Origin of the sequence: Brevundimonas guildfordensis (assembly GCF_014836405.1) — a bacterium.
Lineage (GTDB): Bacteria > Pseudomonadota > Alphaproteobacteria > Caulobacterales > Caulobacteraceae > Brevundimonas > Brevundimonas guildfordensis.
The window spans coordinates 408,581-424,158 of record NZ_JACSQU010000001.1; the positions used below are offsets into that span (position 1 = coordinate 408,581).

At 66.4% G+C, this 15,578-nt stretch carries 15 protein-coding genes; 6 read left to right on the forward strand and 9 right to left on the reverse strand.

Going from position 1 to position 15,578, the window contains the following annotated elements:
* The gene (locus H9656_RS01960; RefSeq protein ID WP_225212190.1) at nt 1-801 is read right to left on the reverse strand and encodes a metallophosphoesterase family protein; all 801 of its coding nucleotides are present in this window, start codon (nt 799-801) and stop codon (nt 1-3) included.
* Nucleotides 785-1,564 (reverse strand): nucleotidyltransferase family protein, encoded by a 780-nt coding sequence (locus H9656_RS01965; protein WP_191742597.1) that lies wholly within the window; start codon nt 1,562-1,564, stop codon nt 785-787. The genes H9656_RS01960 and H9656_RS01965 overlap by 17 nt, the downstream gene beginning before the upstream one ends.
* Nucleotides 1,565-1,676: 112 nt before the next feature.
* Here H9656_RS01965 and H9656_RS01970 point away from each other — a divergent pair, with 112 nt between their 5' ends.
* The 5 genes from H9656_RS01970 (at nt 1,677) to H9656_RS01990 (ending at nt 4,537) form a co-directional block, all read left to right on the forward strand.
* Nucleotides 1,677-2,291: a cysteine hydrolase family protein gene (locus H9656_RS01970; RefSeq protein ID WP_191742598.1), complete on the forward strand. Its 615-nt coding sequence runs from the start codon at nt 1,677-1,679 to the stop codon at nt 2,289-2,291.
* Between the two features lie 73 nt (nt 2,292-2,364).
* A complete protein-coding gene (locus H9656_RS01975) occupies nt 2,365-2,967 on the forward strand; it encodes a hypothetical protein (protein ID WP_191742599.1) in 603 nt (200 codons plus the stop codon).
* A 49-nt stretch (nt 2,968-3,016) separates the two neighbouring features.
* Nucleotides 3,017-3,292, forward strand: a complete 276-nt coding sequence (locus H9656_RS01980; protein ID WP_191742600.1) for a SemiSWEET family sugar transporter — start codon at nt 3,017-3,019, stop codon at nt 3,290-3,292.
* 37 nt (nt 3,293-3,329) lie between these two features.
* Nucleotides 3,330-4,148: a TIGR02587 family membrane protein gene (locus tag H9656_RS01985; RefSeq protein ID WP_225212311.1), complete on the forward strand. Its 819-nt coding sequence runs from the start codon at nt 3,330-3,332 to the stop codon at nt 4,146-4,148.
* Nucleotides 4,149-4,189: 41 nt separating this feature from the next.
* Nucleotides 4,190-4,537, forward strand: a complete 348-nt coding sequence (locus H9656_RS01990; RefSeq protein ID WP_191742602.1) for a hypothetical protein — start codon at nt 4,190-4,192, stop codon at nt 4,535-4,537.
* On the opposite strand, the gene H9656_RS01995 is transcribed toward H9656_RS01990, so the two are convergent.
* The 5 genes from H9656_RS01995 to gltX all read right to left on the reverse strand — a co-directional run bounded on the left by H9656_RS01995 (nt 4,534) and on the right by gltX (nt 10,305).
* Nucleotides 4,534-5,574 carry a phosphotransferase family protein gene (locus H9656_RS01995; protein ID WP_191742603.1) on the reverse strand — a complete coding sequence of 347 codons (1,041 nt, stop codon included), beginning with the start codon at nt 5,572-5,574 and terminating at the stop codon, nt 4,534-4,536. The genes H9656_RS01990 and H9656_RS01995 overlap by 4 nt on opposite strands.
* A complete protein-coding gene (locus H9656_RS02000) occupies nt 5,571-6,821 on the reverse strand; it encodes an acyl-CoA dehydrogenase family protein (protein WP_191742604.1) in 1,251 nt (416 codons plus the stop codon). The genes H9656_RS01995 and H9656_RS02000 overlap by 4 nt, the downstream gene beginning before the upstream one ends.
* A 170-nt stretch (nt 6,822-6,991) precedes the next feature.
* On the reverse strand, nt 6,992-7,381 hold the full coding sequence (locus tag H9656_RS02005) for a cupin domain-containing protein (RefSeq protein ID WP_191742605.1): 390 nt from the start codon (nt 7,379-7,381) through the stop codon (nt 6,992-6,994).
* A 141-nt stretch (nt 7,382-7,522) separates the two neighbouring features.
* Entirely contained in the window at nt 7,523-8,824 is a 1,302-nt protein-coding gene (gltA, locus tag H9656_RS02010) for a citrate synthase (protein ID WP_191742606.1), read from the reverse strand.
* A gap of 65 nt (nt 8,825-8,889) precedes the next feature.
* Nucleotides 8,890-10,305, reverse strand: a complete 1,416-nt coding sequence (gltX, locus tag H9656_RS02015; protein ID WP_191742607.1) for a glutamate--tRNA ligase — start codon at nt 10,303-10,305, stop codon at nt 8,890-8,892.
* Nucleotides 10,306-10,363: 58 nt separating this feature from the next.
* Between gltX and H9656_RS02020 the strand changes: the two genes are divergently transcribed.
* Complete coding sequence (locus H9656_RS02020) at nt 10,364-12,454, forward strand: ComEC/Rec2 family competence protein (protein ID WP_191742608.1); 2,091 nt, start codon at nt 10,364-10,366, stop codon at nt 12,452-12,454.
* Between the two features lie 168 nt (nt 12,455-12,622).
* On the opposite strand, the gene lexA is transcribed toward H9656_RS02020, so the two are convergent.
* Entirely contained in the window at nt 12,623-13,327 is a 705-nt protein-coding gene (lexA, locus tag H9656_RS02025; protein ID WP_191742609.1) for a transcriptional repressor LexA, read from the reverse strand.
* Nucleotides 13,328-13,448: 121 nt separating this feature from the next.
* Complete coding sequence (locus tag H9656_RS02030; protein ID WP_191742610.1) at nt 13,449-15,539, reverse strand: S9 family peptidase; 2,091 nt, start codon at nt 15,537-15,539, stop codon at nt 13,449-13,451.
* Nucleotides 15,540-15,578: the final 39 nt, after the last annotated feature.

A 15,578-nucleotide genomic window follows, 5' to 3' on the forward strand; every position in this document is an offset into this window, starting at 1 on the left:
TCAGACCTCGAACACGCGATACGGGGTGTCGCCCAATGTCCGCAGCACGGGCAGGGCGACGTTGTAGACCGGAACGCCGCGCGCCGTGCGGCCTTCGGGCGCCCCGCGATGGGCGTGACCATGCAGGACCAGCTTCACGTTCTCATAGCGATCGACCACCTCGCCCAGCCGCGACGAGCCGAGGAAGGCATGGATCTCCGGCGGCTCGCCGATCACGGTGTCCACCACTGGAGCGTAGTGGAGCAGCACCACGCTTCGCTCTGTGCGCAGAGTGCGGATTGAGTTTTCGATGATGTTGGCGTCTTCGACGGCCTCATTGACGAAGGTCTTGATCGAGGCCTCGCCGAAGGAACTGAGCATGTAGCGGCCGAAGCCCCCCACGAATCCCTTGCCGCCGGCGAAACCGACGCCGTCGATCTCATAGGCTTCGCCGGACAACATCTTGACCCCGGCTTCGCTCAGCATGCGGGTGACTTCCTGCGGCTGGCCGCATTCGTGCTCGTGATTGCCCAGAACGCCGACCATGGGAATGCGGCATGCGCGCAGGTCCTCAAGAAGGTTCTCGACCTCAACCGTCTTGCCGAAGTTGACCAGGTCGCCGCACAGGCACAGCACGTCCGCGTCCTCATGCACGCGGTCGAACAGGTCGCGATAGGCGCGGTGCGAGGTTTCGCCAACGTGCAGGTCGCCAACGGCGGCCACGCGCAGCTTCTTCTTCGGGCCTGCCTCCATGCCCGGCTGTGGAGTCTGGGCTTCGGCGAGCGGCGGGGCGGTTCCGGGCCGGTCAGGCGACGGGGTCATGACGTTCCTCCAGGCCTTTGCCCACGACGTCGCCGAAGCCCCACTCGGAAATGTCGGCGATGTAGTCGCGCGGGCTAAAGAGGCGGCCGCGGCACACCTTCACGCGCGGCGGCGGCAAATCGACCTGGGCCTGCAGGCGGCCGATCAGTTCGGTCATCAGCCAACCCGGCACCAGGCTGCGCTCGGTCGGATAGGCGAAGCGGAAGTTGAGCAAGTGCGCCATCAACACCTCCCAATAGAGGTCCATCTGATCCAGCAGCGACTTCCAGTCGATGGCGTCCGCCTGTTTCAGGATGACGTGGTTCACGTCGGCGCCGTCGTAGCGATAGCGGTCCTGAATGAAGACCTTCGACAGGATCAGTGCCGTCGGCGGGGTGATCGTCACCTCATGGCCGTAGACAGTGATGCGGTCGGGACCGAACCAGCTGTCAGACACGGCGATCGTGCCGTTCGACATGGCGAAAATGACGTCAAAGAAGTGCTTCTCGTCTTTCCAGACCTTGGCGATCCAGCGCTCGTCCTCGACGTCGGTGCGATAGCCGCGCGCCTGGAAGAAGGACAGGATACGGGGGTAGTCGCCAGGCTTGCAGAAGACGTCCAAGTCCTTGGTCGGGCGACGGATGCCCGTATAGGCGGTGACGGCGTAGGTCCCCGACAGCAGAAAGGGCACGCCCGATTCCTTCAGCAGGCCTAACGCCTCCTCATAGAAGGCCTGCGCCTCGGGCGGCGGTTCAAAGGCGGGTTCGGCGACGGTATCGGACATCGTATCGGGGTTCCTGAGCAGGGCAGGGAAACGGCGCAGGTGAAAGTCGGGTTCCGCCGCTTGCGTGGCCGACGAATGGAACCGCCTTTGGAAGTCTGAGGTTTGCGCCAGCATGGCTTCCGGCATTCATTTCGGCCGCATCCCGGCCAACGCGGTCCATCTGTGCGTCGACATGCAACGTCTCTTTGCGGAAGATACGGCCTGGCGCACGCCATGGATGCCGCGCGTCCTGCCCGTCGTCGTGCGTCTGTGCGAGCGTAAGGCCGAGCGCACCTGTTTCACCCGTTTCATCCCCGCGCGCTCGCCGGGCGAGGGGCGGGGAACGTGGCGGCGCTACTGGGAGCGATGGTCGTCGATCACGCTCGACAACCTGGGGGACGACAAGGTGGAGCTGTTGCCCGAGCTTCAGACCTTCACCCCGCCCGCCAGGGTGCTGGACAAGGCGCATTATTCCGCGTGGGTCGATACCGGTTTGGCGAGCGCTCTGGCGGCGGGTCACGTGGACACTCTGGTCGTGACCGGAGCCGAGACCGACATGTGCGTGCTCGCGACCGTGCTTGGAGCGGTGGACCTGGGCTTTCGGGTGGTGGTTGTTGCCGACGCCCTGTGCAGTTCGTCTGATCAGTCGCACGACGCCTTGCTGGGTCTTTATCATGACCGGTTCGGCCAGCAGATCGAGACGGCGGAGTGCGACGAAGTTCTGGACGCCTGGGATGAGCCCGACTGACCGCCACTCGCGCCGCCTGAGGACCGCTTGAATCGATCGGCGTTCCGTGAAAACGTCATCGGGCGGGGGCGCCATGAACGGTTTCGATTTCCTCTTTTCGCTGATCGGCCTTTTGCTGGGGTTCGTCCTGATCGAAATCCTCAGCGGCCTTAGCCGGGCGTTGAAAGCGCGTCAGACGCATCAGAAACAAGATGAGCAGGCGGTTCGCGTGGGGTGGCTTAGCCTCCTGCTGGCTCTTTTCATCATGGTGGATGTCGCCAGTTACTGGACAAACGTCTGGGAGATGCGCGAGCGGCTGACGGTCGGCTACGATACGGTTCTGATCAGCTTGCTGGTGGCGGCGCTCTACTATTTCGCCGCTTCGATGGTCTTTCCCAGCAACCTGGACGCTTGGCCGAATTTGGACGAGTGGTTCTGGCGCAACAAGCGTCGCGTCCTCCTGCTTGTTTTCGCGGCAAGCGCGGTGACCATGACAGGAGTGTTCGTGCTCTCGACCGAACGACCTCCGCTGTGGGAAGTGGTGGTGACGCAGGCCCTCTACTTCGGCCTTGTCCTCTCCGCCGCCCTGGCGCGGGGGCCGCGAGTGTTCGCCGCGTCCATAGGCGCTCTTCTGCTCGTCTATGGGCTCTACGCGGCGGTTGGTCTGGGATTCCGGCTCGGCCTGTTCGGCGCCTGAACAAAGGGTCGCTTTCGGAACAGCTAAGCGGGCCTGACGTTGGCCGGTGATGGACGACCAGCTCGCGAACATCATCGGCACGGCGGCGGCGCTCTGCTCGATCACCAGCTTTGCGCCGCAGGCCTATAAGATCTGGAAAGAGCGCGATGCGTCGGCGGTGAGCCTCAAGACCTACTCCTTGACCGTTAGCTGCTTCATCCTCTGGACGATCTACGGCGTCATGACCCAGGCGTGGCCGGTGACTTTCGCCAACGCCTGCGCTCTTGTCATGGCGTCGGCCGTCCTGGTCATGAAGTGGCGCTTCCGAGATAGCGGCGGCCAGTGACGCGGGAGCCGAAGCTCGACGGCGACGTTGCGTGGGCATGAGCTCGTTTCAGAACACCGCGAAGGCGGACGGCGCATATGTCCGGGATCTCGGCCGGGCCTTCGGCGGCGCGCTGCTGTTCAGCTTGCCCCTGCTGATGACCATGGAGATGTGGGCGCTCGGCTTTGCTGCAGAGCCGGTGCGGCGTCTGGTCTTCCTGTTAGCGTCGCTGCCGGTTCTTTTCGGGCTGGCGCACTACGCCGGGTTTTCGGCGCGACGAGGCCTGCTGAACAATGCGTTGGACACCCTGGTCGCTCTGGCCGTGGGCTTTATCACCGCCACTGCGCTTTTGATGGTGTTCAATGTGCTGGACTGGAGTTCGCCCGCCTCCGCTGTGGGGCAGGTCGCCTTGCAGGCGGTGCCGGCCGCGCTCGGCGCCCTGGCGGCGCGACGCCAGCTGTCCGGCGATCCGAACGAGGGCGAAGAAGACCAGGCCTCCTATCCGGGAGAACTGTTCCTGATGCTCGCTGGAGCGCTCTTTTTCGCGCTGAACCTGGCCCCGACGGAGGAGATGCGCCTGATCGCCTATCTTACCACCCCCTTGGGCGCTCTGGGGGTGCTGACGGTGTCGGTCGTCCTGCTGCACCTCATCGTGTTCGAAGCGGGTTTTGCCGGGCAGGAAGAGGCGGAGACGCCGTTACGGGCGTTTCTCGATTTCACTCTGCCGGGTTACGCCCTGTGCCTGCTTTCCAGCCTGGCCATGCTGTGGGTGTTCGGAGGAGCGGACGGCCACGGCGTTCAGTCGCTTGCCGCCAATGTCGTCATCCTGACCTTTCCGGCGTCGATAGGCGCGGCCGCAGCCCGGCTTCTGGTGTGACCATGGCGCGCCGAGGGAAAGAGGCAAAGGATAGGAACGTCGTGTCCCGGGTGCAGGCCTGCTGCGCCGTGGCGGGGGCTATCGTCCTGCTCGGGGCCGTGGCCGTTCTCGCTTCTGCGGCCTTTTCCAAACCGTTGCCTGCGAACCTGACGATCAGGAACGATGATGTTCGTGCTTCGGCGGGCGGATGGGTGGTCGATGTCGTGGTCGTAAACGAGGGCGACCTGGCGGCGGCCGCTGTGGATATCGAGGGGCAATTCGGCGACGAACGCTCCAATGTCTCGCTCGATTATGTGCCGGGCAAGGGAGAAAAGCGGGCCAGTCTGGTATTTTCGGGCGCGCAGAAGCCGGAGCCGCGCCTGCGCGTGCTGGGCTGGTCCGAGCCCTAGCCGACGGCTGGCCCCTCACTCGCCGCGCCCGCGAGGCGCGCTTCGCGCCAAGCCGCGGTGGTGAGCGCGGGCAGCATGGCCACAGCGTCGGCGGCCTTGGCGCTGGACGCGTTGCCTGAAAGCATCCGCTTCTTCACTCCCTGGACGATGCCGATCAGGCGGAACAGGTTGAAGGCGAAGTGCCAGTGGAGGTCGGGTAGCTCGTCGCGGCCGGTGGCGGCGCAATACCGCCGGGCGATGTCGGCCAGCGACGGAATGCCTGCCGTCTCAAGGTCCAGACCGTTCAAGCCCGCGCGGCCGTCGGCGGGCAGAATCCAGTTCATGGCCAGATAGGCGAAATCCGCCAGCGGGTCGCCCAGCGTCGCGAGTTCCCAGTCCAGCACGGCCCGGACCGTCATGGAACTGGGCGCGTAGATCAGATTGTCGATGCGATAGTCGCCGTGGATGATGGCGGTGCGCGTCTGTTGCGGCGCCGTTCGGGGCAGGAAGTCGATCAGGCGCTCGACCTCGGGCAGGTCGTCGGTCTGGGCGGCGCGATACTGCTTGGTCCAGCGGGCGACCTGACGCTCGAAATAATTGCCGGGGCGACCGAAGTCCTCCAGTCCCACGGCGACCGGATCGACACTGTGCAACTGCGCCAGCGTATCGACCATGGCTTCATAGGCGGTGCGGCGCTCATCCGGCGACAGGTCAGGCAGGGCGCCGTTCCAGAAGGTGCGGCCCTCGACCAGCTCCATCACATAGAAGGTCGAGCCGATGATGGAGTCGTCCTGGCACAGGGCTAGCGGCGCGGGCACGGGAAAGCCGGTCGGATGCAGGGCGCTGATCAGCCGATATTCGCGCTCGACCGCATGGGCAGAGGCCAGCAGGGGGCCGAAAGGCCGACGGCGCAGGACATAGTCCCGGCCGTCGACGGTCATCCGATAGGTCGGATTCGACTGGCCGCCGGGAAATTTCTCCAGCCGGATATCGGCGGGCGCGGCGGGCAGGACGCCCGCCAGCCATGGTCCCAGACGCGCGACGTCCAGATCGCTCATCGCGCCGCTTCGGCGTGACGGGCGAACTCCGACCGGGCGATGGCGCGGGCGTGCACCTCGTCGGGGCCATCGGCGAGACGCAGGGTGCGGATGCTGGCCCAGGCCGCCGCCAGTTCGAAGTCCTGGGATACGCCGCCGCCGCCGTGGGCCTGAATGGCGTCGTCGATGATGCGCAGCGCCATCGTCGGCGCCTGGACCTTGATCATGGCGATCTCGTCCTTGGCCGCCTTGTTGCCTGCGCGGTCCATCATGTCGGCGGCCTTCAGGCACAGCAGGCGCGTCATCTCGATGTCGATGCGGGCGCGGGCGACGCGCTCTTCCCAGACCGAATGGTCGCCGATCCGTTTGCCGAAGGCGACGCGCGACATCAGGCGGCGCGTCATGGCCTCCAGCGCCTCTTCGGCGGCGCCGATGGTGCGCATGCAGTGGTGGATGCGGCCGGGCCCCAGGCGTCCTTGCGCGATCTCGAAGCCGCGCCCCTCGCCGAGCAGGATGTTCTCGACCGGCACCCGCACGTCGGTCAGGCTGACCTCCATGTGGCCGTGCGGGGCGTGGTCATAGCCATAGACGCGCAGAGACCGCTCGATCTTCACGCCGGGCGCATCCATCGGCACCAGGATCATCGACTGCTGGCGATAGGTCTTCTCGTCCGGGTCGGTCTTGCCCATGACGATGGCGACGCGGCAGCGCGGATCGCCCGCGCCGGATGACCACCATTTGCGGCCGTTGATGACGTAATGGTCGCCGTCGCGCGTGATCTGGGTCTGGATGTTGGTGGCGTCGGACGAGGCGACGGCCGGTTCGGTCATCAGGAAGGCTGAGCGGATCTCGCCATTCATCAACGGAATCAGCCACTGCGCCTTCTGAGCGGGCGAGCCGTAGCGGTGCAGCACCTCCATATTGCCCGTGTCCGGCGCCGAACAGTTGAAGACCTCGCTGGCCCATTCGATGCGGCCCATCTCTTCGGCGCAAAGAGCATATTCCAGGTTGGTCAGCCGCTCGCCGGTGAATTCGAAGTCGTCCGCCTCGGCCATGCCCTGGGGGGCAGGCGGCATGAACAGGTTCCACAGTCCGGCGGCGCGCGCCTCGGCCTTCAGCGTCTCGATCGAGGGCAGGGGGGCGGTCCAACGGTCGCCTTCGGCGATCTCCGCGTGCACGGCGGCGACGCGCGGGCGCACCTTGTCGGCCATGAAGGCCCGGACCCGCGCCTGAAACGAACGCTCGCGCTCCGTCAGGGTGAAATCCATCGCTTAGCTCCCTTGAGTATGGCCACAACGCCGAGTCGGTCTTTCAACCGGTCGAAGATTCTCGACAGGCTTCACCATGCCAGACCGTTCGTCATCTGAAATCGCTGGCGGCGTTCAAGGCAGAGGGCGCGCTCCCGCTCGGCATGGGGGGAACGCGCCGGTCGCTGAGCCTACTCCGAGGTCTTGCCGTCGAAATGCTCCTCGGCTTCGTCGGCCTTGGTCGGATGAACTACGTCGAGGCGATGCTCGGGCGGGCCATAGAGGGTGTAGAGCTTGAGCGGCTCTGAGCCGGTGTTGATCAGGTTGTGGCGGGCTCCGGCGGGAACAATGATGCCGGACTCGGCCTGGGCGGGGCGCGATTGCCCGTCGATGACGATCTGTCCTTCGCCCTGTTCGATGCGGAAGAACTGGTCGTGGCCTTCGTGGACCTCTTCGCCGATCTCTTCCCCCGGCTGAAGCGTCATCAGCACCAGTTGCAGATGGCAGCCGGTGTAGAGCACGCGGCGGTAGTCATTGTTGTCGAGCGTGGCCCGTTCGATATCGTCGAGATAGCCTTGCATGGCGGATCCTCAGGAAGAAGAACTGGGAGAATTCGACTCTTAGCGCGCCTGATGCGGCCGGGTCTTGATCTTTCGCAAAGCCAAGAAAAAACGCCGGAGCTTTCGCCCCGGCGTTTCTGCATTGCATCGCTTTACGATCGCTTAGCCGCGCTGGGCCAGCGGGACGTAATCGCGCTCGGTCGGGCCGGTGTACAGCTGACGCGGGCGACCGATCTTCTGCGACGGATCGGCCATCATTTCCTGCCATTGGGCGATCCAGCCCACGGTGCGCGCCAGGGCGAACAGCACGGTGAACATGGTGGTCGGGAAGCCCATCGCCGACAGGGTGATGCCCGAATAGAAGTCGACGTTCGGGAACAGCTTGCGCGAGGTGAAATACTCGTCCTGCAGGGCCACCGCCTCCAGCTCCTTGGCGACCTGGAACAGCGGGTCGTTCTCGCGGCCCGTGGCGGCCAGAACTTCATAGGCCGACTGCTGCATGACCTTCGCGCGCGGATCGTAGTTCTTGTACACGCGGTGGCCGAAGCCCATCAGCTTGTACTTGCGCGCCTTCACGCCCTCGATGAACTCGGGGATGCGGTCCGGAGTGCCGATTTCCTTCAGCATGTTCAGCGCCTCTTCGTTGGCGCCGCCGTGCGACGGGCCCCACAGGCAGGCGATGCCGGCGGCGATACAGGCGAACGGATTGGCGCCCGACGAACCGGCCAGGCGGACGGTCGAGGTCGAGGCGTTCTGCTCGTGGTCGGCGTGCAGGATGAAAATGCGGTCCATCGCGCGCACCAGAGCCGGATCGACCTGATAGTCCTCCGCCGGAACGGCGAAGCACATGCGCAGGAAGTTCTCGGCGTACGACAGGTCGTTGCGCGGCGAGATGAAGGGCTGGCCGATGTGGTACTTATAGGCGCGGGCCGCGATCGTCGGCATCTTGGCGATCAGGCGGATGGCCGAGATGTTGCGCTGCACCGGATCATGGATGTCCAGGCTGTCGTGATAGAAGGCCGACAGGGCGCCGACGGTGCCGACCATGATCGCCATCGGGTGGGCGTCGCGACGGAAGCCCTCGAAGAAGCGGTCAAACTGGGCGTGCAGCATGGTGTGCCGCGTGACGCACTGCTCGAACTCTTCGTATTCGGCGGCGTTCGGCAGTTCGCCGTGCAGCAGCAGATGGCAGACTTCCAGGAAGTTGGACTTCGAGGCCAGCTGATCGATCGGATAGCCGCGGTGCAACAGAACGCCAGCGTCGCCGTCAATGTAGGTCAGGGCCGATTCGCAGGCCGCGGTGGAGGTGAAGCCAGGGTCGAAGGTGAAGGCGCCGGTGCCGCCGTACAGCTTGCGGATATCGATGACGTCCGGGCCGGTCGAGCCGGAAAGGACGGGGAGCTCTACGGTCGTGTCCTGATAGGACAGGGTCGCCGAGCCGGCGGGTTTGGCTTGTTCAGTCATCTAGGCCCCTTGTTCTTCCTTGGACCGGCGCGGGGAGGCAGTCGGCCTGAGTTGGTTATGGGAGATCACTTAGTCTGTTGCAGCGCATCATCCAAGCGTCCGAGACTTTCGTCACGCCCGAGAGCGCAAAGAGTTCGTGCGATATCGGGCGAGGTCGAGCCGCCCGTCAAGGCGGCGCGCATGGAAGGCCCTATTTTTCCGAAGCCTACGCCTTCTTCCTCGGCGAAAACCTTAAGTTCGGCCTCCAGAGCGAAGACATCCCAGCTTTGGAATAGGGCCAGACGCTCACGCAGTCGTGAAATTCTCTGCCCGCTTTCGCCCTGCAGCATACCCACGGATTTCTCGTTAAGCGCGAGCGGACGCGCCTGCAACACGAATGCCGTTTGATCCGCCAACTCCGGGATGGTCTTGGCGCGATCCTTGACGAAAGGCATGGCCCTGAGGAGCCGCTGTTCGTCGTCCGGTTGCAGGGTGCGGCCGCGCGCCAGGTGGGCGTCGAGCGTCAGCTTGGCCAGACGGTCATCGTCGGCCAGCCGCAGCCAGTGGGCGTTGACGTGAGCCAGTTTGTCGAAGTCCAGTCGGGCGGGCGCCTTGTTGACGCCTGCCAGATCGAACCAGGCCAGCGCCTGTTCGTCGCTGAACAGTTCATCGTCGCCGTGCGCCCAGCCGAGACGGGCCAGGTAGTTGCGCATGGCCTCGGGCAGGTAGCCCATGGCGGCGTATTCATGCACGGCTTGCGCGCCGTGGCGCTTGGACAGCTTGGCGCCGTCGGGACCGTGGATCAGCGGGATGTGGGCGAAGGTCGGCCGGGTCCAGCCGAGCGCATCGTAGATCAGGCTCTGACGGGCGGCGTTGTTGAGGTGGTCGTCGCCGCGGATGACGTGGGTCACGCCCATGTCGTGGTCGTCCACCACCACGGCCAGGTTATAGGTCGGCGCTCCGTCCGAACGCAGGATGACCAGATCGTCCAGCGACGCCGATTCCCAGCGCACCGTCCCCTGCACGGCGTCCTCGACCGCGACGGCCTGATCCAGGGGGCGGCGGAAGCGCACCGTGTGCGGCTTGGCCAGATCGTCGACGCTGGGCTCGCGGTCGCGCCAGGGCGAGACGAAATCGCGGCCCTCGGCCTTGGCCTGGTCGCGCAGGGCCGTGGTCTCGTCCGCCGTCAGGAAGTCGCGATAGGCGTGGCCCGTCGCCAGCAGCTCATTGATCACCTCGCGGTGACGGTCGGCGCGGGCGAACTGGAAGACCGGCTCTTCGTCGCCGAATAGCTCCAGCCAGGACAGGCCGTCGAAAATGGCCTTCACCGCCTCTTCGGTCGAACGCTCGCGGTCGGTGTCCTCGATGCGCACCAGGAACTTGCCGCCGCGTCCCTTGGCGTACAGCCAGTTGAATAACGCGGTTCTCGCCCCGCCGATATGCAGGTAGCCTGTGGGCGAGGGGGCGAAGCGGGTGACGACGGTCGACGAAGGGGAGGTCATAGAGGCAGCATCCATAGGGCAGGGTCTTATACGCCCGCCCGTGGGGAAGCGAACCCTTATGCCCCGGTTATTTGCCAGCCTGCTCGCCGACGCGCGGGCGCAGGTCGAACGCTGGCCGCTGTGGTCGTCGGTCTGCTTTGGCGCAGGGTGCGCGGCCTATTTCACCCTGAAGGACGAGCCGACGACTTGGCCGTTGGCGCTGGGCGCCGCCGTCCTGCTTTGCGCCTGGATCATCGGCCGGGCTAGAGGCCTGCCGCGTTGGGCGACCCTGATGCTGCTGATGCTGGCCTGTTTCTCGAGCGGACTGGCGGTGGCCAAGCTGAGAACAGAGGCTGTGGCGGCGCCGATCGCGCCTGCGGATATGGCGCCGACCCAGGTCGAGGGCTGGGTCATCGACGTGGACTCGTCCGGCCAGAACGGGGCGCGTGTGGTGGTGGCGCCCGTCCGCGTGCGCGGCCTGTCGTCGGAGCAGACGCCCGAGCGGCTGCGCGTGACGGTGAAGGGGGCGCCCCCGCCGCCGGGCGCGCCGATCCGGGTGTTCGGCATTTTGAACCCGCCGCCGCCGCCCGCCAGTCCCGGCGCTTACGACTTCGGCCGCAACGCCTATTTCAAGGGGATGGGCGGGACCCTGTTCGCCCTGGGGCCGACGCGTCCGGCGGTGCTCGCCTCGCCGCCGTGGCGGGTCAGGGCGGCGATGAAGATCAATGCGGTCCGCTATGCCCTGGCCGAGCGGATCGTGGCGCGTCTGGGCGAGCGAACCGGCGGGGTGGCGGCGGCCATGACGACCGGCCACGAGACGTGGATTCAGGACCCGGATCTGGACGCCATGCGGGATTCCGGACTGGCGCACATCCTGTCGATCTCGGGCCTGCACATGGCGGTCGTGGGCGGATTTGTCTTCTTTGCGGCCCGCCTCCTGGTTGCTGCGTGGCCGTGGCTGGCGTTGCGTGTGTCGGGCAAGAAGGCGGCGGCGATCGCAGGGTTGATCGCGGTCGGGACCTATCTGGTCATTTCAGGCGCGCCGCCGCCGGCCGAGCGCGCCGCGATTACGGCGTCGATCGCTTTTCTGGCGGTCCTGACAGATCGCCAGGCGGTGACGATGCGGGCGCTCTCGGCAGCGGCCTTTGTCGTCCTGTTGCTACGGCCCGAGGCCGTCGTGACGCCGGGATTTCAGATGTCGTTCGCCGCGACGGCGGCCCTGGTCGCCCTGGTCGAGGTTTGGCCGCGCCGAATCCGTGAGTTCGCCGCGCCCTGGCCCATCGTCGCCGTGCAGCGGTTGGGCAGCTGGCTGCTGGCCGCATGCGCCGCCAGTCTGGTGGCGGGGATGGCGACCGGGCCCTTCGCCATGCAGCATTTCAATCGCACGGCCGTCTATGGCCTGATCGCCAACCTGGCGACGGCGCCGCTGGCGGACTTTGTGATGATGCCCGCGCTGGCGCTGGGCGCGGCGCTGGAGCCGTTGGGGCTGGGCGCGCCATTCCTGTGGGTGGCGGGTCAGTCGGTGGACGCCATGCTGGCGATCGGACATTGGGCGGCCAATCTGCCTGGCGCGGTGAAGGGGATCGCGAGCGCCCCGGCGGCGGCTCTTCCAGTGGCGTTTCTGGGCATATTGTTCATGTGCCTCTGGCGGGGATGGTGGCGGTTGCTGGGTCTGCCCTTTGCGGCCGCTGTGCTGATCTGGCCGCGCCCGGCTCCGCCGGACATCTGGATCGGCGATGGCGGGGCCAACGCGGCCTATCGGCTGGAACGCGAGGCGGTCGTGATCCGACCTGCGGTGCGCCAGTTCGCCAGCGACCTGTGGTCTCGGCGACGAGGACTTGAGCCCGTCGCCTGGTCCCCCGAGGGCTGGACTTGTAAGCGGTCCTACTGCGCGCCGGACGGCGAACCGGGGCCGCTGGCGCTGTGGTGGGGCAAGGCGGCGCCGGGACCAGAGCAACTGGATCAGATGTGCCGCAGCGCGCAGGTGGTCAGCGTGCGCGCCGCGATCACAACCTTGCCGGCATCATGCGACGGGCGGTTGGTGCTGGACGGCGCCGACTATGCGCGCGGCGGATCGGTGGAGTTGTGGCGGGACGAAGCGGGCGGCTGGCGCGCCTTGTGGGCGGCTGAGGTGCGGGGCAGGCGGCCGTGGAGCGGTGCTCACTCCTAACCCGCTCATCCTCGCGGACGCCGTGATCCATTAAGAGCCACATGTGCTGTCGCTGGCCAGGGAAGGTCGGCGGACAATCAAACGGCCCCGCTTGCGGCCAAAGTTCTGGGTCCCGTTGTCCGCTGGGATGAGTGGAAAGAAGGCGCGCGTGGCGTCTCTGCCCAGTTCTCAGTGGTATCGCCGCAGCAGGCCGACCAGCTTGCCCTGAACCTCAACCTGATCGGGGCCGAAGATGCGGGTTTCATAGGCGCTGTTGGCGGGCTCCAGGGCGATGGACTGGCCCTTCTTGCGCAGGCGCTTCAGCGTGGCCTCCTCGCCTTCAACCAGGGCGACGACGATCTCGCCTGAGGAGGCGTTCTCCACCCGCTTGATGATGACCGTGTCGCCATCGAGGATACCCGCCTCGATCATGGAATCGCCCTCGATCTCGAGCAGATAGTGTTCGCCCGCGCCCAGCATGGCCTCGGGAACCGGCAGGCGCTCGCGTTCGTGCTGGATCGCGGCGATGGGGGTGCCGGCGGCGATCTTGCCCAGCAGGGGCAGGTCCCGGACATCGTTGGCGGCCTCGGCGACGGCCGGGCGCGGGTTCAGGCCGCCGCCCTGGATCACGTCAGGCTTGAAAGGAGTGCGGCCTCTGGCGGGCGCGGCGGCCGTGGCCTGTTCGGGCAGCTTCACCACCTCCAGCGCGCGGGCGCGGTGGGCGAGACGGCGGATGAAGCCGCGTTCCTCCAGCGCCGTGATCAGGCGGTGGATCCCGGACTTGGACGCCAGGTCCAGCGCCTCCTTCATCTCGTCAAAGGAGGGCGACACGCCCGTTTCCCGAATGCGCTCATGAATGAACATCAGGAGTTCGTGCTGTTTCTTCGTGAGCATGGCGGCGAATCCAGAACAAGGCGTGAACCGTTGGTGATGTTCTGTAAGTGTTCTGGTTAAATGTCAACTAACGCCACGCTGAACCCCGCGCCCGCCGCAAGACGGGCGCGGGGGCAGGGTCTTATTGCGTCGGCGTCGCCGGGGCGCCGTCCTTGTAGCGTTCGAACCACTCGATCATGGCGTTCATGCGGGCCGCGTTCTGGGAGGGGCGGACAGCCAGGCTGTGCCCGACGCCGGGGATCTTGACCAGCGCCGTGGGCACGCCGCGCAGTTGCAGGGCGGTGTAGTACTGCTCCGACTCGCTGACCGGGGTGCGGTAGTCCTCGTCGCCGACGACGACCATGGTCGGCGTCTTCACATTGCCGACCAGCGACAGCGGCGACCGGCGCCAGTAGGCCTCAGGGTTCTCCCACGGATATTCGCCGAACCAGTAGCGGGCGAAGAAGGCGGGGTTGTCGGCCGTCAGCACGAAGCTGGCCCAGTCGATGACGGGCTTCTGGACCACGGCGGCCTTGAAGCGGTCCGTCTTGCCGACGATCCAGCTGGTCAGCACCCCGCCGCCCGAGCCGCCGGTGACGAACAGGCGGTTCGGATCCGCGACGCCCTGGGCGATGACGGCGTCGACGCTGCTGATCAGGTCGTCATAGTCGTTCGACGGATAGTTGTGGTGGATCAGGTTGGCGAACTCGTCCCCGTAGGAGGTCGAGCCGCGCGGATTGACCGACAGCACGGCGTAGCCGGCTGCGGCGAACAGCTGGTTGTCGGTGGCGAAGTGCGGGCCATAGGCCGCGAACGGGCCGCCGTGGATTTCCAGCACCAGCGGATAGCTCTGGCCCTCGACGTAGTCGGCCGGCAGGGTCAGCCAGCTTTCGACCGCGCGCTGGTCGTGGGACGAGGCGACCTGGATGCGGCGCACCTCGCCCAGGCGGCGGGCGCTGAGGAAGTCTGCGTTCAGGCGCGTCAGCTGGGTGCTCCGTCCGCCCTTAAGCACATGGACGTCAGCCGGGCGCGTGGGCGCGCCGCGCGTGAAGGCGATGGCGCCGTCGTCGGCCACGGTGAAGTCGCCGCCGGTGTAGGGCCGACCGATGTCGTCGCCGGTCAGGTCTTCGATCAGGGTGGTGATCGCGCCGTCCATCGACACGCGGGCGACCTTGCTGCGGCCCTGGTCGTCATAGGCGACATAAACCGAACGGCCGTCGCGGCTCCACACCGGCGACTTGACCGACCGGTCCAGGTTTGGCGTCAGCACGCGGCTGTTCGAGCCGTCGGCGTCCATCACATAGAGGCGGGTGTTGTGATAGCCCATCCGCTTGTCGTCGTAGCCAAGATAGGCGATGCGGCGGCCGTCGGGCGAGGCGACGGGCGAGTTGTCGGGGCCGGCGCGGCTGGTCAGGGCGGTCAGGCCGCCGGTCTGCACGTCCAGGGCGAACACTTCGCTGTCGGCAGCTTCGCGCTGCCAGTCGGGTCGACGGTTGGCGCTGAGATAGAGGGTGCGGGAATCAGCCGACCAGGACAGGCCGCCGCCGTGATTGAAGTCGCCGTGGGTCAGCTGGCGCGCGCCGCCCCCCTGGGAGCCTGCCACGAAGACGTGCCGGAAACCGGGCTTGAGATAGCCCTGGCCGTCCGAGCGGTAGGTGACGGCGTCGATGATCTCCAGCGGGGGCGCCCATTTGGCGCCTTCCGGCTTGGCCAGGGGGGAGCCGATCTTGGGCTTGTCGCCGGGAACCAGGACCGAATAGGCTAGCTGTTCGCCGTTGGGCGACCAGCTGATGCTGGAAGGAGTGTTGGGCAGGTTGGTGACGCGAACCGCTTCACCCGACGCCATCCAGCGGACGAACAGCTGCGGCGCGCCTCCCTCGGCGTTCGAGATGTAGGACAGGCGCGTCCCATCGGGCGACCAGCGCGGCTGGCGGTGCGAACCGGCGGAGGCGATCAGCGGCGAGTGTTGGCCCGTCTTGACGTCGATCAGCCAGATGGTGGGCCGCATCTGGTCGGTCATGATGTCGGCCGTCTGGCGGACATAGGCGATCTGGCGGCCATCCGGACTGATCTGGGCGTCGGAGGCGACCTCCAGGCCGAACAAATCCTGACCCGTGAACAGGCCACGGTCAGCGGCGGGCAGGGCGACCTGACCAGCCGACGGCGCCTGGGCGAGCGCTGGCGCATGGGCAGTGAGAATTAGGGCGCAGGCCGCCCAGGCAAACTTGTTCATATCAGTCCCCCTCTGAACTCCGAGGGATCATAGGTCCGC

What these genes read in the sequence shown, in the direction of transcription:
- H9656_RS02000 (WP_191742604.1), bottom strand. Translation starts at nt 6,821, where the DNA reads ATGGATTTCACCCTGACGGAGCGCGAGCGTTCGTTTCAGGCGCGGGTC.
- H9656_RS01995 (WP_191742603.1), bottom strand. Translation starts at nt 5,574, where the DNA reads ATGAGCGATCTGGACGTCGCGCGTCTGGGACCATGGCTGGCGGGCGTC.
- H9656_RS01980 (WP_191742600.1), top strand. Translation starts at nt 3,017, where the DNA reads ATGGACGACCAGCTCGCGAACATCATCGGCACGGCGGCGGCGCTCTGC.
- H9656_RS01970 (WP_191742598.1), top strand. Translation starts at nt 1,677, where the DNA reads ATGGCTTCCGGCATTCATTTCGGCCGCATCCCGGCCAACGCGGTCCAT.
- H9656_RS02020 (WP_191742608.1), top strand. Translation starts at nt 10,364, where the DNA reads ATGCCCCGGTTATTTGCCAGCCTGCTCGCCGACGCGCGGGCGCAGGTC.
- H9656_RS02030 (WP_191742610.1), bottom strand. Translation starts at nt 15,539, where the DNA reads ATGAACAAGTTTGCCTGGGCGGCCTGCGCCCTAATTCTCACTGCCCAT.
- H9656_RS01965 (WP_191742597.1), bottom strand. Translation starts at nt 1,564, where the DNA reads ATGTCCGATACCGTCGCCGAACCCGCCTTTGAACCGCCGCCCGAGGCG.
- H9656_RS02005 (WP_191742605.1), bottom strand. Translation starts at nt 7,381, where the DNA reads ATGCAAGGCTATCTCGACGATATCGAACGGGCCACGCTCGACAACAAT.
- H9656_RS01975 (WP_191742599.1), top strand. Translation starts at nt 2,365, where the DNA reads ATGAACGGTTTCGATTTCCTCTTTTCGCTGATCGGCCTTTTGCTGGGG.
- H9656_RS01985 (WP_225212311.1), top strand. Translation starts at nt 3,330, where the DNA reads ATGAGCTCGTTTCAGAACACCGCGAAGGCGGACGGCGCATATGTCCGG.
- gltX (WP_191742607.1), bottom strand. Translation starts at nt 10,305, where the DNA reads ATGACCTCCCCTTCGTCGACCGTCGTCACCCGCTTCGCCCCCTCGCCC.
- gltA (WP_191742606.1), bottom strand. Translation starts at nt 8,824, where the DNA reads ATGACTGAACAAGCCAAACCCGCCGGCTCGGCGACCCTGTCCTATCAG.
- lexA (WP_191742609.1), bottom strand. Translation starts at nt 13,327, where the DNA reads ATGCTCACGAAGAAACAGCACGAACTCCTGATGTTCATTCATGAGCGC.
- H9656_RS01960 (WP_225212190.1), bottom strand. Translation starts at nt 801, where the DNA reads ATGACCCCGTCGCCTGACCGGCCCGGAACCGCCCCGCCGCTCGCCGAA.